The sequence below is a fragment of the Mycetocola lacteus genome (assembly GCF_003667575.1).
GTDB lineage: Bacteria > Actinomycetota > Actinomycetes > Actinomycetales > Microbacteriaceae > Mycetocola > Mycetocola lacteus.
Map to the genome: position 1 here is coordinate 1 of NZ_RCUY01000001.1, position 20,022 is coordinate 20,022.

The 20,022-nt window shown below is 65.0% G+C and carries 20 protein-coding genes and 1 tRNA gene; 11 read left to right on the forward strand and 10 right to left on the reverse strand.

Features of this window, described 5'->3' with window-relative positions; genetic code table 11:
• The 6 genes from D9V34_RS17680 to D9V34_RS00030 form a co-directional block, all read left to right on the forward strand.
• Positions 1-352, forward strand: a 352-nt coding sequence (locus D9V34_RS17680; protein WP_183091778.1) for an Ig-like domain-containing protein, incomplete at its 5' end; no start/stop codon positions are given.
• 262 nt (positions 353-614) lie between these two features.
• The gene (locus tag D9V34_RS00010) at positions 615-1,073 is read left to right on the forward strand and encodes a DUF3060 domain-containing protein (protein ID WP_121686930.1); all 459 of its coding nucleotides are present in this window, start codon (positions 615-617) and stop codon (positions 1,071-1,073) included.
• A gap of 147 nt (positions 1,074-1,220) precedes the next feature.
• Positions 1,221-2,714 (forward strand): tyrosine-protein kinase domain-containing protein, encoded by a 1,494-nt coding sequence (locus D9V34_RS00015; RefSeq protein WP_121686931.1) that lies wholly within the window; start codon positions 1,221-1,223, stop codon positions 2,712-2,714.
• The gene (locus D9V34_RS00020) at positions 2,711-3,340 is read left to right on the forward strand and encodes an arsenate reductase/protein-tyrosine-phosphatase family protein (RefSeq protein WP_121686932.1); all 630 of its coding nucleotides are present in this window, start codon (positions 2,711-2,713) and stop codon (positions 3,338-3,340) included. The genes D9V34_RS00015 and D9V34_RS00020 overlap by 4 nt, the downstream gene beginning before the upstream one ends.
• Positions 3,341-3,349: 9 nt before the next feature.
• A complete protein-coding gene (locus D9V34_RS00025; protein ID WP_121686933.1) occupies positions 3,350-4,441 on the forward strand; it encodes a polysaccharide pyruvyl transferase family protein in 1,092 nt (363 codons plus the stop codon).
• Positions 4,442-4,546: 105 nt separating this feature from the next.
• The gene (locus tag D9V34_RS00030; protein WP_121686934.1) at positions 4,547-5,200 is read left to right on the forward strand and encodes a GntR family transcriptional regulator; all 654 of its coding nucleotides are present in this window, start codon (positions 4,547-4,549) and stop codon (positions 5,198-5,200) included.
• Positions 5,201-5,255: 55 nt separating this feature from the next.
• On the opposite strand, the gene D9V34_RS00035 is transcribed toward D9V34_RS00030, so the two are convergent.
• From D9V34_RS00035 to D9V34_RS00050, 4 genes are all read right to left on the reverse strand, one after another.
• Positions 5,256-5,924 carry a GntR family transcriptional regulator gene (locus D9V34_RS00035; RefSeq protein ID WP_121686935.1) on the reverse strand — a complete coding sequence of 223 codons (669 nt, stop codon included), beginning with the start codon at positions 5,922-5,924 and terminating at the stop codon, positions 5,256-5,258.
• Positions 5,924-6,637, reverse strand: coding sequence for a GntR family transcriptional regulator (locus tag D9V34_RS00040; RefSeq protein ID WP_121686936.1), 714 nt, complete (start codon positions 6,635-6,637; stop codon positions 5,924-5,926). Before D9V34_RS00040 ends, D9V34_RS00035 begins: the two co-directional genes overlap by 1 nt.
• A gap of 70 nt (positions 6,638-6,707) precedes the next feature.
• Positions 6,708-7,970 carry a sensor histidine kinase gene (locus D9V34_RS00045; RefSeq protein WP_121686937.1) on the reverse strand — a complete coding sequence of 421 codons (1,263 nt, stop codon included), beginning with the start codon at positions 7,968-7,970 and terminating at the stop codon, positions 6,708-6,710.
• Entirely contained in the window at positions 7,963-8,631 is a 669-nt protein-coding gene (locus D9V34_RS00050) for a response regulator transcription factor (protein ID WP_121686938.1), read from the reverse strand. The genes D9V34_RS00045 and D9V34_RS00050 overlap by 8 nt, the downstream gene beginning before the upstream one ends.
• Before the next feature lie 180 nt (positions 8,632-8,811).
• Here D9V34_RS00050 and D9V34_RS00055 point away from each other — a divergent pair, with 180 nt between their 5' ends.
• From D9V34_RS00055 to D9V34_RS00075, 5 genes are all read left to right on the forward strand, one after another.
• On the forward strand, positions 8,812-9,333 hold the full coding sequence (locus D9V34_RS00055; RefSeq protein WP_121686939.1) for a hypothetical protein: 522 nt from the start codon (positions 8,812-8,814) through the stop codon (positions 9,331-9,333).
• Positions 9,333-10,439: a peptidoglycan-binding protein gene (locus D9V34_RS00060; protein ID WP_121686940.1), complete on the forward strand. Its 1,107-nt coding sequence runs from the start codon at positions 9,333-9,335 to the stop codon at positions 10,437-10,439. The genes D9V34_RS00055 and D9V34_RS00060 overlap by 1 nt, the downstream gene beginning before the upstream one ends.
• Complete coding sequence (locus D9V34_RS00065) at positions 10,436-11,122, forward strand: ABC transporter ATP-binding protein (protein ID WP_121686941.1); 687 nt, start codon at positions 10,436-10,438, stop codon at positions 11,120-11,122. The genes D9V34_RS00060 and D9V34_RS00065 overlap by 4 nt, the downstream gene beginning before the upstream one ends.
• On the forward strand, positions 11,119-12,348 hold the full coding sequence (locus D9V34_RS00070; protein ID WP_121686942.1) for an ABC transporter permease: 1,230 nt from the start codon (positions 11,119-11,121) through the stop codon (positions 12,346-12,348). The genes D9V34_RS00065 and D9V34_RS00070 overlap by 4 nt, the downstream gene beginning before the upstream one ends.
• A 157-nt stretch (positions 12,349-12,505) precedes the next feature.
• Positions 12,506-13,939 carry a sugar porter family MFS transporter gene (locus tag D9V34_RS00075; RefSeq protein ID WP_121686943.1) on the forward strand — a complete coding sequence of 478 codons (1,434 nt, stop codon included), beginning with the start codon at positions 12,506-12,508 and terminating at the stop codon, positions 13,937-13,939.
• A 153-nt stretch (positions 13,940-14,092) separates the two neighbouring features.
• Here D9V34_RS00075 and D9V34_RS00080 read toward each other — a convergent pair.
• The 6 genes from D9V34_RS00080 to D9V34_RS00105 form a co-directional block, all read right to left on the reverse strand.
• A tRNA-Gln gene (locus D9V34_RS00080) sits at positions 14,093-14,164 on the reverse strand.
• A 56-nt stretch (positions 14,165-14,220) separates the two neighbouring features.
• Entirely contained in the window at positions 14,221-15,207 is a 987-nt protein-coding gene (locus D9V34_RS00085) for an NAD(P)/FAD-dependent oxidoreductase (protein WP_121686944.1), read from the reverse strand.
• Positions 15,208-15,212: 5 nt separating this feature from the next.
• Positions 15,213-16,727 carry a glutamate--tRNA ligase gene (gltX, locus tag D9V34_RS00090; protein WP_121686945.1) on the reverse strand — a complete coding sequence of 505 codons (1,515 nt, stop codon included), beginning with the start codon at positions 16,725-16,727 and terminating at the stop codon, positions 15,213-15,215.
• A 200-nt stretch (positions 16,728-16,927) separates the two neighbouring features.
• Complete coding sequence (locus tag D9V34_RS00095; protein WP_121686946.1) at positions 16,928-17,695, reverse strand: fumarylacetoacetate hydrolase family protein; 768 nt, start codon at positions 17,693-17,695, stop codon at positions 16,928-16,930.
• Positions 17,696-17,769: 74 nt separating this feature from the next.
• The gene (locus D9V34_RS00100; RefSeq protein WP_121686947.1) at positions 17,770-18,879 is read right to left on the reverse strand and encodes a branched-chain amino acid aminotransferase; all 1,110 of its coding nucleotides are present in this window, start codon (positions 18,877-18,879) and stop codon (positions 17,770-17,772) included.
• A gap of 19 nt (positions 18,880-18,898) precedes the next feature.
• A complete protein-coding gene (locus D9V34_RS00105) occupies positions 18,899-19,957 on the reverse strand; it encodes a 3-isopropylmalate dehydrogenase (protein WP_121686948.1) in 1,059 nt (352 codons plus the stop codon).
• Positions 19,958-20,022: the final 65 nt, after the last annotated feature.

A 20,022-nucleotide genomic window follows, 5' to 3' on the forward strand; every position in this document is an offset into this window, starting at 1 on the left:
CCTGAACGTCGAGCAGACCCCCGTGGGCGGCGCCGCCACCAGCCGCGACACCGTGTCCTTCAAGGTCCGCACCGGCACCTCCTCGGATGTCACCGTCACGACCCCCGCTCAGGACGGCACCGTCTCCACCAAGACCGTGACCTACACCGGCAAGGGCGAGCCGCTTTCCAAGATCACCGTGAACGGCACCAGCCGCCCGGTAGCATCGACCACTGTCCGCTCTGACGGAACCTGGGAAGCCATTGGAACCTTCGAACTGGCCAACGGAAAGTACACCTTCCGCGTCAGCCAGGAGGAGCTCAACGGCGACATGAAGCACACCGACCTGACCTTCACGGTCAAGGCCAACTAGTCACGAGCGCATAGTCGTTTCGACACACCCACGACTGGGGGCGGGAGTAATCCCGCCCCCAGTTTTGTGTTTCACAGCCCGATCACGGTGACACAATCGCAAAAAAGTGAGAGTAAAATATTAGATGGTGTTGCGCTTAGTCTTTATTTGTGACAGACTCATTCATGTTCTGAAATATCAGATTGTTAGAACATAGTGGGACGGACACAACCCTTCTCCGAGCCCGAACTGAGCCACCCGGCCCCTACCCGTAAGGAACCCCATGAAGACCGCAACCCGCACCATCGTGACCACCCTGGCCGGACTCGGCCTGATCGCCGGCCTGGCCGCCTGCAGCGCCGACGCCCCGGACAAGAACAACGCCAAGCCCTCCGCTTCCGCATCGGCTTCGGCCGACACCAAGAAGGAAGAGGCCAAGGACCCCTCGAACCCCGAGGAGATCGAAAAGGTCGAGGGCAAGTGTGAAAACGGCGTCGCCACGATCACCACCAACAACGTGGACGTGACCGTGCCCGACTGCGAGACCATCAAGATCGAGGCCAGCAACAGCATCATCCACATCGGTGCCACCACCAACCTCACCGTCAACGGTGCGATCAACGACATTCAGGGCACCACCGTGCAGAACGCCACCATCACCGGTAGCGCCAACACCCTGACCACCGATAACACCCCCAAGATCGACGACAAGGGTGAGCAGAACGAAGCAAAGACCCGCTAGTCCCCTGAATTCCCTCGGATTTTCCCCGTCCGAGGGAATTCTCCCCCGGCCATCGAAATATTAGATGGCACGCCAGATCCCGCGCCTCCCCCGCCTCCCACCAAGACATCCCTCACAACAGCCCAGCAGATCACCAGGAGCCCAGCAATGAACTTCACCGACTACATAGCGGCGGTACGCCGTCACTGGATCGCCGTGGTGATCGCCATCGTGATCGCCTGCGGAATCGCCGGTGTCGCCACCGCCGTCGCGACCCCGCAGTACCAGTCCAAAACCCAGCTGTTTGTCTCGGTGGGTGGCGGTGACTCGGTAGGCGACCTCGCCCAGGGAAACTCCTTCTCCGAGCGCCGTGTCTCCTCCTACGTGAGCCTGGCCACCAGCTCGCGCGTGCTGGAACCCGTAATCCAGAAGCTCAACCTGAAGATGAGCCTCGACCAGCTCAAGGCCTCCATCTCGGCGGCCTCTCCCCCCACGACGGTTCTGATCAACATCACCGTGACCCACCCCGATCCCGAACTAGCTAAGCGCATCGCCGATGCGGTGGCCGAGAGCCTCGTCTCCGAGGTTGAGGTGGTTGAGGGATCCGCCTCCACCTCGCTGATCAAGATGAGCGTGGCCGAGGAGGCCGTGGTCCCCACCGTGCAGTCCTCCCCCGACATCAAAAAGAACCTGCTGATGGCCATCGGTGTGGGCGGCGCCATCGGCGTGCTCTACGCGGTGCTGCGCTCACTCCTGGACACCCGAATCCGAAACCGCGAGGGCGTCACCAACATCACCGATGCCAGCATTCTCGGCGTGATCGCCGAGGAGCCGGGCCTGGACGATGACCCGCTGGCGATCCTCACCGACCCATACGGTGTGCGCGCCGAAAACTTCCGCCAGCTGCGTACCCAGCTGCAGTTCACCAACCTCGATCACACCTCTCAGAGCGTGGTGGTGACCTCGAGCCTGCCCGGTGAGGGCAAGTCCTCCACCTCGATCAACCTGGCACTGATGCTCGCCGAGGGCGGCGGCCGCGTGCTACTGATCGACGCAGACCTGCGCCGCCCCCGCGTGGCCACCTACCTGGGCCTGGAGGGCACAGTGGGTCTGACCACCGTGCTCGCCGGCCGCGTGGACGTGGCCGATGCGATCCAGTCGGTGGGCAACCGCAGCAAGCTCGATGTGCTCACCTCCGGGCAGATCCCGCCAAACCCCAGCGAGCTGCTCGGCTCGGCGACCATGAATACGCTGCTGCGAGACCTCGAGGAGCACTACGACACCATCATCCTCGATGCCCCGCCCACCCTGCCGGTGACCGACCCGGCCGTGCTGTCCACCATCACCTCGGGTGTGCTCATGGTCGCGACCCTTGACGGCCGCCTGCACAACGAGGAGCTGCGCGCGGGCCTGGATAACCTCGACGGCGTGGGTGCTCGCATCCTCGGGGTCGCCCTCAACCGGATGCCGCAGCGCGCCAGCGCCTACGCCACCTACGGCTATCAGGACACCATCGAACCCTCCCGCCGCGAGATGCGTAAGTCCGCACGCCGCGCGAAGAAGGGCTCGAAGCCGGGTTCCCCGCAGGCAAAGCCCCCGGCCGGTCCGATCCGCAAGCCCGCGACCGCCGGCGCACCTCGGCACAATGAGGCGATCGTATGACCCCGCTGAACGTGCTGGTGGTCTGCACCGGCAACATCTGCCGCTCTCCGTACGCCGAACGAGCACTGCAGGCGATGGCCGACCGGATCGCCCCGGGAGTGTTTCGCGTGACAAGCGCCGGCACCCGCGCGGTTGTGGGCCGCCCGATGGAGGCCGGGTCCGCACGGATCCTCGGCGAGCGCGGCATCCCCGCCGCCGGTCCCGTCGCCCGCCAGCTCACCACCTCGATGGTGCAGGACGCCGACCTGGTGCTGGGCCTCGCCCGTGAACACCGTGCCGATGTACTGGACCTGGTTCCCGGGGCCCTGCGTCGCACCTTCACCCTGCGTGAGTTTGCGCGCCTGCTGGAAACCTGCGGAACCCCCGCCGCCGAAGACCTGAATGACGCCCTCGCCGCCCCCGACATTCCCGCCCGCTGGCGCGCACTCACCCCGCTCGCCCTGCGACACCGTACCGATTCGAAGGCCGCTCATCCCGCGGACGACGACGTGCTGGACCCCTTTGGCCTGGACGACACCGCGTTTCGCACGATGGCCGCCCAGATCGACGCGGCCCTGATTCCCCTGCTCGACACCCTCACCAAACTCGCCGCCGCGGACCGCCATCCGCGCACCACCCACAGCTAGGAGCATCCCATGGCCACCACCCCCACTCGCCGCCTGGTGTATCTCGGCTGGCACGGCTTCATGAACTTCGGCGACGACCTGCTGCGCGACACCTGGCAGGCGGCCCTCACCGACGACCTCTCCCTCTCGGCGCCGCTCAGCCGCCGCGATTATGTGTCCCAGGCACCCCGGGTCGCGATGGACCGGATGCGCACCGCCGGTGCCGAACGCCTCGTGCTCCTGGGCGGCGGAACCACCGTGGGCTTTGCCAACTGGGCCGGGCACGCTCGGCGCGCACAGCTGGCCTACGATGCCGCCGGAATCCTGATCCCCGGGGCCGGGGCTGCCGAGTCCACCGACACGTTTGCGCTGGGCCTGCAGGAGCAGGGCTGGTCCGATTGGGCCGACCTCTCCGGCGTCGCGCTGATGGGTGTGCGCGGACCGCTGACGGCCCGCGAGTGTGCGGCTAACTGGATGCCGACCCCGGTGATTGGAGATCCCGCGCTGCTCTATCCCGCGCTAATCGATTTCTCTGGCGAGGAGCGCGACGAGACCACCATCGGTGTGGCGCTCGGCGCGGATCCCGAGTCCCGCTTTGACCCGCACGTGGTGGCCGAGGCGCTGCGCCGGATCAGCATGGCCGAGAGGATCGATCGGGTGAAGGTATTCGCGCTCTCCAGCTCCGACCGTGAGGGTGCCGAACGCTTCGCCCGAATGGTGGGTCCCCTTGCCGAGGTCATCACCTTCGAAGGCGATGTGGAGGCGACCATGCGACAGATCGCCCGCTGTGGGCTGTTCATCTCCGAACGCCTGCACGGTGCGGTGGCCGCGGTATCTCTCGGGGTGCCCACGGTAGCGCTGTCCTATGCTTCCAAGTGTGATGACTTCTGGCTGAGCGTCACCGGTGCACGATCCCCGATCACCGTGGGGCACAGCGCCGACGAGCTGCTGGCCGAGGTGCGCACCGTACGCGAGCCCGCCTATCAGGCATACGTGGCCGCCGAGGTGGAGTCGCTCCAGGGAACACTGGGCCGCGCGGCTGAGCGCATCAACCGCTGGCTCGCCGGTCAGTCCAGCACCACCGAAGTGCTCCATCCCACCACTGGCAGCTCGCCGATTTAATGCAATCCGGGGCGCGAGTACCGCGCGCCCCGGGGCGTGCGTACAGGCTCGCTCCGATAGGATCGTTCTACTCCATCGAGTAACCCCCTGCCATGAGGAGGCACCATGCCCATCACGTCCGGAAGCGCCCCGGTCGCCCGCAAATCCCTACGTGAGTCCGCCGCGGAACAGATCCGTGCTGCCATTCTGGACGGCACCCTGAAGCCCGGCGAAAACCTCAACGACGGTGAGCTGCAGGAGTGGCTGGGCATCTCTCGGACCCCGGTGCGTGACGCCCTGAACGACCTGGCCCGCTACGGCCTGATCGAAATGGCTCCGCAGCGCTACACCCGGGTGGCCAAACCGCGTCCCGAGGACCGCACCCAGATCATGCAGACCCTGGGTGCGCTGGTTGGCGGTGTGGTTCGGGTTACCGTGGCCGAGCTGACCGACACTCAGCGCGCAGAACTGATCACGTCCGTGCAGGCCGCCGCCGAAACCCTGCCCACCCGCGACTACGATGCCCACGGCACGCTGGGCTGGGACATGGTGCACCTGTTCCTCAAGTACTGCCCGAACCGGATCCTGGTGGCCGCAACCCAGGACCGCATCGACGGTCTTGGCTATCAGCTCACCATTACCCGCAACGTGGAGAGCACCGATTGGGCCGCCCTCGAAGCTGGCTACCCGGCGCTGATTACAGCGCTCCAGGCGGGCGACTCAATCGCCGCCGAGCTCGCGATCGAAACCGTCTTCCAGCTGCCCCTGCCCACCGCATAGCGCAGACACAAATCGCCCGTCCCGTTCCCGGGGCGGGCGATTTGTATACGGGGCGCTAATCCTGACCGCGGAAGGTTTCGATGAAGTTGCGGCGGGTGGGCTCGTACATCGCATAGATCAGATCCCCGGTGGCCTCGGCATCGCCGGTGTGGGCGGCGGCGTTGATGGCCTCAAGCTGATCGACGATCTCATTCACTCCGGTCAGGCCCTCCCGCGGGGTGAGGAAACGCAACAGCTGGAGCGAGAGCCCCTCCACGGTTTCAACCATGATCTGGTTGCCGGTGGCCTTTTCAAACACCAGGAAGAAGTCGCGGATCGCCGGCCCCAGACCCGCGAGGTTATCCTCGTCCAGGCACGCACGAGCATCCTCGGCGAAGCCCTGTAAGGCGGCCAGCTGCTCTGTACTCAGCGAACCGACAGTCTTGCGGGCAGCGTGCTCGTGGAGCACTCCGGTGGTGAAGATCGCCTCGTTGATGTTGCGGAAGTCCAGCGGGGCCACCCGCGTGTACTTATGCGGAACCAGCTCGACGATACCGTTTTCGGCCAGACGGTTCAGGGCCTCCCGGATCGGGGTACGCGAGGTTCCCAGCCAGGTTAGTAGCTCCTCATCGTGTAGCTGCTCGCCGGCTTCCAGGGTGCCGTCGAGAATCGCGTTGAGGATGGTGTCGTAAATCTCGTCGCGCAGCAGGCGACGACGGATCGGGGCGCGTCCGGTGCGGGGCATTAGGAGGCCTTCTCTGTGGGTGCCGAGGTCAGGGCAGGGGCCGCGGCGTTGGCCGCGAGGATCTGGTCATGGAAGTCGCTCACCTCGGAGGCAAAGTAGCGCGAGGCGGCGCGGGAGGCTTCGAGGGCGTCCCCGGCGAGGGTGGCCTCGACCATCTCGCGAATCGCATCGTAGGTGGAGGTGCGGCTGATCCGGTCACTGTGGGTACGCAGGATGCGCTGCACGTGCGGATCGAACCGGGCGGGCTGGCGCAGCAGCACCCGGTTGTCATAGCGGGTGATGTAGACCTCAAAAATCTCGGTCAGGATGACCGGGGCCTGCTCGGCCTTGCGCCCAGCCGGGCCGACCAGCTTCTTCAGCAGGGTGGTGAGCTTTTTGCGGTCGGCGTCGGTGAGCAGTGGCACGACCTCGCGGATTGCGGCGGCATAGAGCGCGCCGAGCACCTCCATCATCTCGCCGAACTGTACCGGGTCGATCTCGGCCACCCGCGTGGCTTTCTGCGGCTGTACCTCGACCAGCCCGGTGTTGGCCAGGCGCCCGAGAGCCTCGCGAATCGGGGTGCGCGAGGCACCCAGCCACACCTCCAGCTCCTTATCGGAGAGCGTGCGTCCGGGTTCAAACTCGCCGGAAACGATCGCGTTGAGGATGCGGTCATACACCTGATCACGCAGGAGCAACCGCGGGGTGACACTGGGTTTCTTGGGCACGGGCATGCCCCCATACTAACCGAGAGACACTGTAAATATCTAATATACCAATTGGATTTGTCGGATTTTTGCCGCCCTAGACCCGCGCCAGCTCGGCCTTGGACTTGGCCTTCGCCATCGCCAATGGCAGCTCCATTTCCAGGATCAGTCCGCCGTCGGGGTTGGCTCGCACCACCAGCTCGGTCCCGTGTGCGCGGGCGATGTTGCAGGCCAGCGCAAGCCCCAGTCCATTACCGCGCACCTGCCCGGGTACCCGCACCCGGCCGGCACCACGATAGAAGGGCTCGGTGATGCGCTCCAATTCATCTGCGCCCAGGTGAGCGCCGGAGTTGACCACGATCAGGCGGACGATGCCGTCCTGTCGAATCAGCTCCACCGTCACCTTCCCACCATCGATGTTGTGGCGCACGGCGTTATTCAGCACGTTATCCAGGAGCCGCGAGAGCAGGATCCGATTGACCTCCACCACGTAGCCCACCGGGCACTCGGTCTCGACAAACACCCCGTGGGCGCGCGCTTCGGCGCGCAGTCCGAGGGCGCACTCCCCCACCAGTTTGCCCAGGTCGACCTCCTCGGTCTGCAATTCCCCGTGGGCGGCTTCGGCGAGCTCAAGCAGCGCAGTCACCGTGTCCACGCTGCGCGCGGTAGTGTCCTGCAGCTGCGAGATCAGCAGCCTGGTGTCGGTGGATTCGGGACTATCAGCGGCGAGAGAAAGAAGTGCCTGCGTGGTGGCCAGCGGGGTTTTGAGCTCATGCGAGGCATTGGCCGCAAAGCGCTCATACTCGGCGAAGGAGCGCTCCAACCGGGCAAGCATCGAATCGAAGGTGTCCGAGAGTTCGGAAAACTCATCCCGGGGACCGGTCAGTCCCACTCGATGATCCAGCGACCCTTCGGCAGCCTTGCGCGCAGCCTGGGTAATCTCGTGCACCGGACGCAGCAGGCGACCGGCCACGATCCAGGAAATTAGCCCACCCACGAGGACCACGACGGCCAGGATCGCACCGGAGCTTTCCAGCAGCACCGAGAGCAGGTCGTGCACACTGCGCACCACCACGGAGCCATTTTTGCCATCGTCAGGGTTCGGCGAAGCAGGCACCTGAGCGGGGGGCGTCTGCAATGGGGCGATGTTCGAATCACTCGGCTTGAAACTATTAGGGGTGACGGCGCTGGTAATGGCATAGGTCGGCACATACTTCATGACCGCATAGAGCGCACCCATCATCAGCAAGCCACAGCCCAGCAGCATCGAGGTAAACACAATGGTGAGTCGAGCACGCGCGGTGACCCGCGGTCGCCAGGAAAGCAGCGAGGGCTTGGGTGCGGCGGCGGGGCTACTCAACGGGGGCCGCGATTCGGTAGCCCACACCCGACACGGTTTCGATGATCCCCGGCTGACCCAGCTTCTTCCGCAGGGTTGAGAGGGTCACCCGAATCGAGTTGGTAAAGGGATCCACGTTTTCATCCCACGCCTTTTCCAGGATGCGCTCGGCGCTCACGGTCGCCCCATCGGCAGCCATCAGCACCTCCAGAATGGCAAACTCCTTTTTGCTCAGACGAATATAGGTGCCGTCGCGGAACACATCGTGACGGAAGGCATCCAGACGCACTCCGTGATACTCATAGACCACCGGAGTCGCCTCGGCCGTACGTCGACCGAGTGCGCGCACCCGGGCGATCAGCTCGGGGAATGCGAAGGGCTTGGCCAGATAGTCATCGGCACCCAGTCGGAAGCCCTCAACCTTATCGGTCAACCGCCCCGAGGCCGTCAGCATCAGCACGCGAGCGCGGGATCCGGCGGCCGAGAGCTCGGCGCAGACCCGGTCTCCGTGAATCACCGGAAGGTCGCGATCCAGGACCACAACGTCGTACTCGTTGACCGAGTCCATCTCGAGCGCGGTGGCGCCATCGTAGGCGATGTCCGCGGCGATAATCTCGCGTCGGAATGCCTCGTGGATGGCCTGAGCCAGGAGCTCCTCATCGTCAACAATCAATACTCGCATCGGTGCGCCCCTTTCCGGACGTTGCGATAATCGCCCGATGCGATCATCTGATATGCAAATATTTAAGCACATTAGATGTAAAAAAAACATCAATTATTTTATTGACATCACCTGAACACCCCCTCGGCTGTACTGGAATCACGTTCACCCCGAACGCACCAACCAACGAGGAGATTCACCATGAAAACCATCCCTTTCACCCGTAAAACCCGCCTGGCTGCCGCACTGGCGGTCATCCCGCTGAGCATCGCACTCCTGGCCGGATGTAGCGCAGGCTCCTCGGGTAACAGCCCATCCCCCGAGGCCGGCGGCGACAGCAAGCCCGCCGCGGGCAACGGCGGCGGCACCACCGATCAGCAGTACCAGGAGTGGGTCCTGAAGTTCAACGGCTGCATGGAAAAGCTCGGCCACGATATGCCCGAGCCCGGGCAGGCAATGCAGGGCCTGGAGGAAGGCCCCGAGCTGGATGCCTATCTGGCAGATTCAGAAAAATGTATGAAGGAGGTGGGCGAGGCACCAGGCGCCAACAAGAAGTCTAAGGAGGAGGTCAACGAGGCCGCTCTGAAGTTCTCGCAGTGCCTGCGCGACAACGGCATCGATGTCCCCGACAGCGACCGCCCCAACGCGATCACGGTCCCGCAGAACGCCGACAAGGCTGTGCTCGACAAGTGCAATAAGGAAGCCGGAATCGGAGCCAACTAATGGGAGCAACCACACACCCAGCCTCACGCCGCAAGCGGCTCGGACTCATCATCTCGCTCGCCGCGGTGGTTGCGATCGGCGCCGGAGCAGCATTCTTTGTCTTCCGCGGCGGCAGTGCCGCCGCCGATCCTCCGCCACCCGCAGCGCCGCCGCCCACCACCGAGGTGGTTCGGCAGACCCTCCAGGAAACCATTACCGCGCAGGGCAAGCTGGGTCACGGCGAAGCTCGAGACCTGGCCACGGCCCTGGCCGGCATCATCACCGGCCTGCCCGCGGGCGGTGCCACCATCGGACTGGGCCAGACCCTGTTCTCAGTGGACAATAAGCCGATCACCCTGATGCGTGGCAGTATCCCCGCCTGGCGCGACTTTGCCGCCGATATGGACAAAGGTCCGGATATCAAGCAGCTCGAGCAGAGCCTTGCCGACCTGGGTTTCTTTGGGGGAACCCCGGATGAGAAGTTCACCGCGGCCACCACAACCGCGATCAAGAAGTGGCAGAAATCGCTGGGCCTGGAGCAGACCGGAACCATTGCGCTGGGCACCATCGTCTTTGAGCCCGAGGATGTTCGGGTGAACTCAGTGGAGACGGTGCTTGGGAGCATGGCCGGGGGCGAAAAACCGATCCTCACCATCACCGGACTCGGCCGGAAGATCACCGCCGACCTCAAGCTCGCCCAGCAGTCCATCGCGACCGTGGATGGCAAGGTCACCGTCAACCTACCCGACGGAACCAAAACCACCGGCACCATTGCATCGGTGGGCACCCCCATCAGCCGAGATGGTGATGGCGGAGGCGATGGCGGAGGTAAGGCCAGCACTGTGATTCCGGTGGAGATCATTCTGGATGATCCCGCGGCCGGGGCAGGCCTCCAGGAGGCCGCGGTGTCGATCGATTTCCCCACCAAGAGCGCCGAAAACGTGCTCGTGGTCCCGGTCGGGGCCCTGACCCCGGATGGGAAGGACGGCTACTCGGTCGAGATCCTCAACGCCGATGGCACCACCAAGAAGGTCTCCGTAACCCCGGGCCTGTTCGCCGGAGGCTCGGTGGAAATCACCGGTGACGGCGTGAAAGAGGGCGACCAGGTGGTGATTCCGAAACTATGAGTGCACACGTGATCGAACTCAACCACGTAACCCGGGAACACGGAAGCCCGCCGGTGCGCGCGGTGGACGGGGTCTCCCTGATCGTGGAGGCCGGCGAGATGGTGGCGATTGTGGGGCCGAGTGGGTCGGGCAAGTCCAGCCTGCTGAACCTGATCGGGACCCTCGATCGGCCCACCACGGGCTCGGCCCTGATCGACGGCGCCGACGTCGCCCGAATGAGCGATAACGCCCTCTCGGCGCTACGTGCCTACCGGGTCGGGTTTGTCTTCCAGCAGTTCCACCTCTCCGAGGGGGTGTCCGCCATCGACAACGTGGCCGACGGCCTGCTCTACACCGGAGTGGGTCTGCGGGAGCGCCGACGCCGGGCGAGCGATGCGCTCACCCGGGTGGGGCTCGGTCACCGCACAACCCATAAGCCCTCCCAGCTCTCCGGTGGTGAGCGGCAGCGGGTGGCCATCGCGCGAGCGGTCGTCTCCCGTCCGCCGCTGCTGCTGGCCGATGAGCCCACCGGTAACCTCGACCAGACCTCCGGGGCCAGCGTGGTTGAGCTGCTGCATGAGCTCAACCGGGATGGAACCACCATCGTGGTCATCACCCACGACGTGGAGCTCGCCCAGAAACTCCCGCGCCGGATCATGATTCGTGACGGTCGCGTGGTTTCCGACAGTAAGGACACCCCATGAAACGCCGCCGCACCGCACAGGAACAGGTGAGCGCACTCCCGGCCAAGACCCGCTCGCGGCTCCTGCGCAAGGACGTGCTGCGCCTGGGAGCTTCGGGCCTCAAGTCACGGCCCACCCGGGTGGTCCTGTCGGCACTGGGTATCGCGATTGGTATCGCCGCGATGATCGCGGTGGTGGGCATCTCAACCTCGAGCCAGGCGAAACTCAACGAGCAACTCAGCTCACTGGGCACCAATATGCTCACGGTGGGGGCCGGAAAGTCGCTGTTCGGCGACCAGTCAAAACTCCCCGAGACCGCCGCCGGGCAGGTTTCCCGCATCGAGGGGGTGGAAAAAACCGCCTGGCTGGCAGAATTGGAGGGAATCAAAAGCTATCGCAGCCGGCTAATCGACTCCGGGCAGTCCGGTGGCATCACCGCCGCGGCCGTATCGGACACCCTGCTTGATGTGACCGAGGCGAGCATGAAGTCCGGAAACTGGTTCAACGAAGCCACCGCGAACTACCCCACGGTGGTCCTCGGGGCCAAGGCAGCGCAGCGACTGGGCGTGGTCACCCCGGGCACTCAGGTGTGGATTCACGATCAGCTGTTCACGGTGTTGGGTGTGCTGGACCCGGTGCCGCTGGCCCCCGAGCTCGACACGATGGCGATGTTCAGCGAACATACGGCCATTGAGACGCTCGGCTGGGAGAAGAACCCCACCACGATTTATGAGCGATCTTCGGATGAGTCGGTGGATGCGATTCGCGCCCTTCTCCCCCGGGCCGTGAACCCCGAGAACCCCGAGGAGGTGGAGGTCTCGCGTCCATCGGACGCACTGGCCGCCAAGAACGCCGCCGACACCGCCTTCACCGGGCTGCTGGTGGGACTCGGTTCGGTTGCGCTCCTGGTCGGCGGCATCGGTGTCGCCAATACGATGGTGATCTCGGTCCTCGAGCGTCGCCGAGAGATCGGCCTCCGCCGTGCCCTCGGTGCCACCCGAAAACACATCCGCTCGCAGTTCCTCGCCGAGGCGCTGCTGCTCTCGGCTCTCGGTGGGGTGGCCGGGGTGGGGATCGGCATGGTGGTGATCACGGTGTTTGCCAACGCCAACGGGTGGCCAGTTTCGGTGCCACCGCTGGTGATCATCGCCGGCGTCGCGGCCACGATCGTGATCGGGGCGGTGGCCGGGCTCTACCCGGCGATTCGTGCGGCGCGCACGCCTCCCACTGCGGCGCTGGCGAGCTAGCAATTGTTCCCTCGGGCCTCACGGGTCCCGGGGGAACTTTTGCATGCCGTCATTTTTGCCATAAGACATATTAGATAATGTCGTGATTTTGCGTTTAATATGGCAGGGTCGAGTGCAGAGTGAAATATTAGGCTCACGACACAAACGAGGTTTCTCAATGCAGACGTTACCTGCTACCCGGCGTCCCACCCGACTCGCCCTCCTGATCGGCATCGCCGCCACCACGGTGGGCATCATTTACGGCTATGACTCGTCCAATATCGGTGGGGCGATGCTCTATCTCGCCACCGATTTCAACCTGTCCCTGGATCAGCAGCAGCTGGTGACCACCACGGTGGTGGTTGGCGAGATCCTGGGCGCGATCTTCGGCGGATACCTCTCCAATCGTTTCGGCCGCAAGGCGGTCATGGTCGGGGTCGCCGCGACCTTCGCGCTCTTCTCGCTCGCCTCCGGCCTGGCCCCGACGCTCGAACTGCTGATCCTCGCCCGCTTCCTCCTGGGGGCCACCATCGGCGTCTCGGTTGTGGTGGTGCCGGTATTTGTGGCCGAGTCGGCCCCGGCCCGCTCGCGCGGTGCGTTCCTGGTCATGTATCAGGTGGCAACCGTGATCGGCATCATCCTCGGCTACCTCATCGTCATGGCCCTCGCCCCCTCGGAGAACTGGCGCTGGATGCTGGGCCTCGCCGCGATCCCCGGCCTAGTCATCACCTTTGTCCTGCTGAAGCTGCCGGATACCCCGCGCTGGTATCTGCTGCACGGCCGACTCGACGAGGCCCGCGCGACCCTAGCCGGCATCGAGGGCGAGGGCGGCGATGTGGAGCGCGAGCTGGCGCTGATCCAGGACAGCATGAACACCCACAAAAAGGGAACCTGGCGGGACATGCTGCGCCGCCCGTTCCTGCGCGCGACCCTGTTCATCGTGGGCCTGGGATTCTTTGTGCAGATCACCGGTATCAACGCGATCGTCTACTACAGCCCGCGCATCTTCGAGGCGATGGGCTTCACCGACGACGTGACCAAACTGGGCCTCTCGGCGCTCGTGCAGGCGGCGGGCCTAGCCGCGGTATTCCTCGCACTCGCGTTCATCGATCGTCTGGGGCGCCGCCCGGTCCTGCTGATCGGCATCGGCACCATGATCCTCGCCAACGCGCTCCTGGTCACCGTGTTCCTGGTCGGCAACGGCACCTTCACCGGTGCCCTCACCACGCTGGGCTTTATCGGCCTGATGCTCTTCACCGCGGGGTTCTCCTTCGGATTCGGCTCGCTGGTGTGGGTCTACGCGGGCGAAACGATGCCCACGCACCTGCGCTCGCTCGGGGCGAGCACGATGCTCTCGGCCAACCTGGTGGGCAACATTCTGGTCGGATCCCTGTTCCTGACGGTGCTCACCCGCCTCGGGGGCTCGGGCACGTTCCTCTGCTTCGGGATCCTCGCCCTGGCTGCCTTTGGCTTCGTCCTCCGCTTTGCCCCGGAAACCAAGGGCCGCGACCTGGAGGAAATCGGCCAGTTCTGGGCGGCCGGCGGCCGCTGGAACGACACCACGGGCGCAGCCGAAAAAGCCTCGCAGCCTCGGGATAGCGCCCAGCGCTAACCACCCCACGAAACGTACAGAACCCCCTCGGCTTTCCGAGGGGGTTCTGTATTGAGACGATGTTCGCGCAAGAGGACCAACGACCTCGGGAGCGCCAGATCCCCATCGCCACAAACAAAAACTCCCCGCTTCGAAAAGCGAGGAGTTGATTTGCTGGGGTACCTGGACTCGAACCAAGAACAACTGAACCAGAATCAGCCGTGTTGCCAATTACACCATACCCCATCAGTTCGGAACCTTTTTCTCAGTGCCGTGCTGATGTTTCTAGAATAGCCCGAGGCTTAGCTGGACGCCAAATCGACGGCATGAATGCGCGTGTCGAGCGTGTCGCGCAGCACCGCTGCGGCCGTGCGCGCACCGGCACCGGCGGCCACGATCAGCTGCTGCGGACCGGGAGGGGTGATATCCCCCACCGCGTATACGCCGGGCACGCTGGTACGACCCTCGGCATCCACGGTGATCAGCGCACCCACCTCGGGGTCGACAGAGTCCGCCGCCGGGCCCACGTGGGCACTGACGGTACGCTCGAGGCCCAGGTCGGCGAGGAAGCTGTCCGGGACGGTCCACTCCGGCCGCACAAAACCGGCGCTGCGCTCAAGAACCTCACCGTCGGCAAACCGCACGCCGGTCAGACCGGTGCGGTCGCCCACCAGCTCGGCAATAGGCCTGCGATCCAGACGGATTCCCGCCCCGGCCAGCTCGGCCTCGGCGGTAGCCGGAACGCGGTCGCTGCCATTGCTCAGCGCGATCACATCGTTCGACCACAGCGAGGTGTGCAGTGCGCGGCGCACCAGGTCCTCGGTTTCGCCGAGCATCAGCAGCGGCTGGTCGCTCTTTTCGAAGCCGTCGCACTCGAAGCAGGAGTGAACGGAGGTGCCATAGAACGCGCGCAGGCCCTGGACCTGCGGCAGACGCTCGGTCAGCCCGGTCGCGAGCACCACGCGGCGCGCACGCACCTCGTGGTTGGCGGCCCCGCGCACGCCGGTAGCCTTGACCACAAAGCCCTCCCCCGCCGGGGTGATGCTGTCGACCTGGGCGAAGGCCACGGTTCCGTTTTCGTAGGCTTCCACATCCTCCCGGGCGAGGCGTCGCAGCTCAAGCGGCGGCACCCCGTCCCGAGTGAGGAAACCGTGGGACATCAACGTCGCGGCGTGCCGCGGACGGTTTCCATCCAGCACCAGCACACGCTGACGCGCACGCACCAGGTTCAGTGCACAGGACAGTCCGGCGGGGCCCCCGCCCACAACCACAACGTCAACATCCATCATTATTTCTATTCCCCTCGCAGTGCGGACAGACGCTCGAGACGCGCCAGCGTCTCGGCCTTGCCCAGGATTTCCATCGACTCAAACAGCGGCGGGGAGATCCGGCGACCGGAAATTCCCACCCGGAGCGGACCATAGGCGATCCGCGGCTTGAGTTCGAGGCCGTCGATCAGGGCGGACTTCAGCGCCTCCTGAATCGGGTCGGTCGTGAAATCTGCCACACCCTGCAGTGCGGCGATTGCGGCGGTCAACACATCCGTCGTGTTGGCCGGAAGGCTCTTCAGCGCGTCCTCCTGGTAGTCCAGGCTGGCGGCGTCGGTGAACAGGAAGCCGAGCATGGCCGGAGCCTCACCCAGCAGGCCGATGCGCTCCTGCACCAGCGGGGCAGCCTCGGCCAAAATTTCGCGCTCGGCCTCGGTAACCTCGGCACCCAGCACACCCGCGGTCTGCAGGTAGGGAATGGTGCGCTCGGCAAAGTCGGCCACATCCAGCAGTCGGATGTGGTCACCGTTGATCGATTCGGCCTTCTTGAGGTCGAAGCGTGCCGGCGAGGGGTTCACGTCGGCCACGTCGAAGGCGGCAACGAACTCGTCGATGCTGAACACGTCTCGGTCCGCGGACAGGCCCCAACCCAGCAGCGCCAGGTAGTTGACCAGGCCCTCGGGGATGAATCCACGCTCGCGGTGCAGGAACAGGTTCGACTCGGGGTCGCGCTTGGAGAGCTTCTTGTTGCCCTCACCCATGACGTAGGGCAGGTGGCCGAAGCGCGGGATCGCGGTGGCGACACCGATCTCGATCAGGGCCGAGTACAGGGCGATCTGACGCGGGGTCGAGGGCAGGATGTCCTCGCCGCGCAGCACGTGGGTGATGCCCATCAGGGCGTCATCCACCGGGTTCACCAGGGTGTACAGCGGCTGACCGTTGGGGCGCACCAGCACGAAGTCGCTAAACGAACCGGCGGGGAAGGTGATCTCGCCACGCACCAGGTCGTCAAAGCTCAGGTCGGTGTCCGGCACGCGCAGACGCAGCGCGGGCTCGCGGCCCTCGGCGCGGAACGCGGCCTTCTGCTCCTCGGTGAGGTCGCGGTCGAAGTTGTCGTAACCGAGCTGCTTGGCGCGGCCGGCGGCCTCGTTACGGGCGTCGATTTCCTCGGCGTTGGAGAAGGACTCGTAGAGGTGACCGGAAGCCTTGAGCTTCTCGATGACCTCGGCGTAGATCTCCGAACGCTGGGACTGGCGGTAGGGACCGTGCTCGCCGCCGACGCCCTCACCCTCATCCCAGTTGATGTGGAGCCAGCGCAGGCCATCGAGGATCTGCTGGTAGCTTTCCTCGCTGTCGCGGGCCGCATCGGTGTCTTCAATACGGAAGATGAGCTTGCCGCCGGTGTGGCGGGCATAGGCCCAGTTGAACAGCGCCGTGCGGATCAGACCGACGTGCGGGGTACCGGTGGGCGACGGGCAGAAACGGACACGAATGTCGGAGCCGGTCGCGGTGGTTACGAGGTGTGAGAGAGAGGTAGACATCGCAATCATTCTATCGCGAACCGGCCCGCGCGGACCCGACGAGTATGTGCCTCATGGTTATGACGCTAACAGCGCCGAATGTGCCCTCCGAGGACCGCGTCGGTTTTCGAACGGGCGCGCGACGGATGACCCTCGAACCAACAAACCGGGCCCCTCCCTCACCGCGAATGCGGAAGGAGGGGCCCGGTGAGAAAGACGGATTAGCGCACCGGGTTGCTCAGGATGCCCAGGCCCTCGATCTCGCACTCCACGCGGTCGCCGGGGTTCATCTCGCCCACGCCCGCGGGGGTGCCGGTGAGGATGATGTCGCCGGGCAGCAGGGTGAAGGCGGCGCTGACGTACTCGATAATCTTGGGGATGTCGTGGATCATGTCATCCAGCACACCGTCCTGACGCACCTCGCCGTTCAGGCGGGAGATGATGCGCTTGCCGGCCGGATCAAACTCGGTCTCCACGATCGGGCCGATCGGGCAGAACGAGTCCAGGCCCTTGGCCCGGGCCCACTGGCCGTCGGATTCCTGCAAGTCGCGGGCGGTCACGTCGTTGGCGATGGTGTACCCAAACACGACCTTGTCGGCGTCGGCGGCGGGCACGTTCTTGGCCACCGACCCGATGATGATCGCCAGCTCCGCCTCATAGGACACGCGCTTCGTGATCGGCGGGATCAGGATCGGGTTTTCCGGCCCGATGACCGAGGTGTTGGGTTTGAAGAACAGCAGCGGCTCGGCCGGCGGGGTCGCATCCGCGCCACCCATCTCGGTCACGTGGTCGCGGTAGTTCTTGCCCACCGCGACGATCTTCGAGCGCGGGATCACCGGGGCCAGCAGGGTCACCTCACCCAGCGGCACACGCTCGCCGGTGGTGTCGAAGCCCGCGTACATGGGATCCCCGTCGAGGACCACGATCTCGGTCTCGTCGATGATGCCGTAGGCGATGCGATTGTCGTGACTAAAACGTGCGATCTTCATGCACCCATCCTAAACCTGAACGACGCCGCCCCGGCTCGAATCTCCGAGCCGGGGCGGTGTCGTGAATGCCTGGATTAGCCGTCGACGCGGACCATCCAGCCGTGACGGTCCTCGCGGCGACCGTACTGAATGTCGGTGAGTTCCTCGCGGATGCTCAGGGTCAGTTCGCCGGGCTCGGCGTCCTCGGATCCGATGGTGAAATCGGTGGACTTGAGCTGGCCGATCGGGGTGATCACCGCGGCGGTACCGCAGGCGAACACCTCGGTGATGGTGCCGTCGGCCTCGCCCGCACGCCACTCATCGATACCGATGGCGCGCTCCTCCACCGTGTAGCCACGGTCCTGGAGCAGCTGGATGATGCTCGCGCGGGTGATGCCCTCGAGGATGCTGCCGGTGAGCTCGGGGGTGACCACGGTCTTGTCGTTGCGGACGAAGAACACGTTCATGCCGCCGAGCTCGTCGATCCGGGTGCCGGTCTCGCCGTCCAGGAACATGACCTGGGCGCAGCCGTTGCGGTACGCCTCCTCCTGCGGGAGCAGCGAGGCGGCGTAGTTGCCACCACACTTAGCGGCACCGGTTCCACCGCGGCCGGCGCGGGAGTACTCGGTGGACAGCCAGATCGAAATCGGCTTGATACCCCCGGTGAAGTACGCACCGGCGGGGCTGGCGATCACCAGGTAGCTGGCCTTGTGAGCCGAGCGCACACCGAGGAAGGTCTCGTTGGCGATGGTGAACGGACGCAGGTACAGGCTGGTGTCCGGGGCGCTGGGAACCCAGCGCTCATCGGCCTTAACGATCTGACGCACCGACTCGACGAAGTCCGCCACCGAGAGCTGCGGCAGGGCCAGGCGGGCGGCGGAGCGCTGCAGACGCTCGGCGTTCTGGTCGGGACGGAAGGTCCAGATCGAACCGTCGGCGTGACGGTAGACCTTGAGGCCCTCGAAGATCTCCTGACCGTAGTGCAGCACCGAGGAGGCGGGGTCGAGGATCAGCGGGCCGTAGGGAATGACGCGGGCGTCGGCCCAGCCGTTTTCCACGGTCCAGTCGATCTGCACCATGTGGTCGGTGAAGTGGTTACCAAAGCCCGGGTTGGCAAGGATCTGTGCGACCTCCTCCGCGCTGCGCGGGGAGGTGTTGGCCTCGTGCGAGAACGCGAGCGGGGCGGTGGTGGTGTCATGTGCCATGATTCAAATCCTTCAAACGTTACTGTGCTGCGGTGATCAGGGCGGCGATCGCGTCGCCCACCTGAGCGGTGGAACGGGTAGCCCCGTTACGAGCGGCGATATCGGCGTCCACGGCGGCCACAACCCGCTGAGCGAGTTCGGGGGCACCGAGGTGATCAAGCAGCAGTGCTGTGGAGAGGATCGCCGCGGTGGGATCGGCGATCTGCTTCCCAGCGATGTCGGGAGCGGACCCGTGTACCGGCTCGAACATGCTGGGGAAGGTGCCGTCGGGGTTGATGTTGGCCGAGGCAGCCAGTCCGATGCCGCCGCTGATTGCGCCGGCCAAATCGGTGAGAATGTCGCCGAAGAGGTTGTCCGTGACGATGACATCAAATCTAGCAGGGTCGGTGACAAAGAAGATAGTTGCCGCGTCCACGTGCAGGTAGTCCACACTCACCTGCGGGTATTCGGTGGCGACCTCGTTGACGATGCGCTGCCAGAGCTTACCGGCGAAGGTCAGCACGTTGGTCTTGTGCACCAGGGTCAGCTTATTGCGACGCTGGGTGGCGATCTCAAACGCGTGGCGGACCACCCGCTCCACACCGTAGGCGGTGTTGACCGAAACCTCGTTGGCCACCTCGGCGGGGGTACCCACGCGGATCGCGCCACCGTTTCCCACGTACGGACCCTCGGTGCCCTCGCGAACCACCACAAAGTCCACATCTCCGGCGTTCGCCAGCGGGCTGGGAACACCCGGGTAGACCTTGGTCGGGCGCAGGTTCACGTAGTGGTCCAGGCTGAAGCGGAGCTTGAGCAGCAGACCGCGCTCGATATTGGCATCGCGCAGTCGCGGGTCTCCGGGAACGCCGCCGATGGCACCCAGCAGGATCGCGTCGTGCGCCGCAATGGCCTCCAGATCGGTGTCGGTCAGGACATCGCCGGTCTCCAGATAGCGGGCCGCACCGAGCGAAAACTCGGTTTTGTCGATGCTGAGCTCGGAGCCCTCCACGACGGCGTCAAGGACCTTCACCGCCTCGGCTACAACCTCGGGTCCGATTCCGTCTCCGCGAATCACGGCAAGTTTGACACTGCGCGACATTATGCTCCTGCTCAGCCTGGGGTGGGTGTTGTTGAATCCACCTTACTCGTGCGCGGGAGTGCGTG

Excerpts from the sequence above, each read along its gene's own strand:
- D9V34_RS00010 (WP_121686930.1), top strand. The coding sequence starts at position 615 with ATGAAGACCGCAACCCGCACCATCGTGACCACCCTGGCCGGACTCGGC.
- D9V34_RS00015 (WP_121686931.1), top strand. The coding sequence starts at position 1,221 with ATGAACTTCACCGACTACATAGCGGCGGTACGCCGTCACTGGATCGCC.
- D9V34_RS00020 (WP_121686932.1), top strand. The coding sequence starts at position 2,711 with ATGACCCCGCTGAACGTGCTGGTGGTCTGCACCGGCAACATCTGCCGC.
- D9V34_RS00025 (WP_121686933.1), top strand. The coding sequence starts at position 3,350 with ATGGCCACCACCCCCACTCGCCGCCTGGTGTATCTCGGCTGGCACGGC.
- D9V34_RS00030 (WP_121686934.1), top strand. The coding sequence starts at position 4,547 with ATGCCCATCACGTCCGGAAGCGCCCCGGTCGCCCGCAAATCCCTACGT.
- D9V34_RS00035 (WP_121686935.1), bottom strand. The coding sequence starts at position 5,924 with ATGCCCCGCACCGGACGCGCCCCGATCCGTCGTCGCCTGCTGCGCGAC.
- D9V34_RS00040 (WP_121686936.1), bottom strand. The coding sequence starts at position 6,637 with ATGCCCGTGCCCAAGAAACCCAGTGTCACCCCGCGGTTGCTCCTGCGT.
- D9V34_RS00050 (WP_121686938.1), bottom strand. The coding sequence starts at position 8,631 with ATGCGAGTATTGATTGTTGACGATGAGGAGCTCCTGGCTCAGGCCATC.
- D9V34_RS00055 (WP_121686939.1), top strand. The coding sequence starts at position 8,812 with ATGAAAACCATCCCTTTCACCCGTAAAACCCGCCTGGCTGCCGCACTG.
- D9V34_RS00060 (WP_121686940.1), top strand. The coding sequence starts at position 9,333 with ATGGGAGCAACCACACACCCAGCCTCACGCCGCAAGCGGCTCGGACTC.
- D9V34_RS00065 (WP_121686941.1), top strand. The coding sequence starts at position 10,436 with ATGAGTGCACACGTGATCGAACTCAACCACGTAACCCGGGAACACGGA.
- D9V34_RS00070 (WP_121686942.1), top strand. The coding sequence starts at position 11,119 with ATGAAACGCCGCCGCACCGCACAGGAACAGGTGAGCGCACTCCCGGCC.
- D9V34_RS00075 (WP_121686943.1), top strand. The coding sequence starts at position 12,506 with ATGCAGACGTTACCTGCTACCCGGCGTCCCACCCGACTCGCCCTCCTG.
- D9V34_RS00085 (WP_121686944.1), bottom strand. The coding sequence starts at position 15,207 with ATGATGGATGTTGACGTTGTGGTTGTGGGCGGGGGCCCCGCCGGACTG.
- gltX (WP_121686945.1), bottom strand. The coding sequence starts at position 16,727 with ATGTCTACCTCTCTCTCACACCTCGTAACCACCGCGACCGGCTCCGAC.
- D9V34_RS00095 (WP_121686946.1), bottom strand. The coding sequence starts at position 17,695 with ATGAAGATCGCACGTTTTAGTCACGACAATCGCATCGCCTACGGCATC.
- D9V34_RS00100 (WP_121686947.1), bottom strand. The coding sequence starts at position 18,879 with ATGGCACATGACACCACCACCGCCCCGCTCGCGTTCTCGCACGAGGCC.
- D9V34_RS00105 (WP_121686948.1), bottom strand. The coding sequence starts at position 19,957 with ATGTCGCGCAGTGTCAAACTTGCCGTGATTCGCGGAGACGGAATCGGA.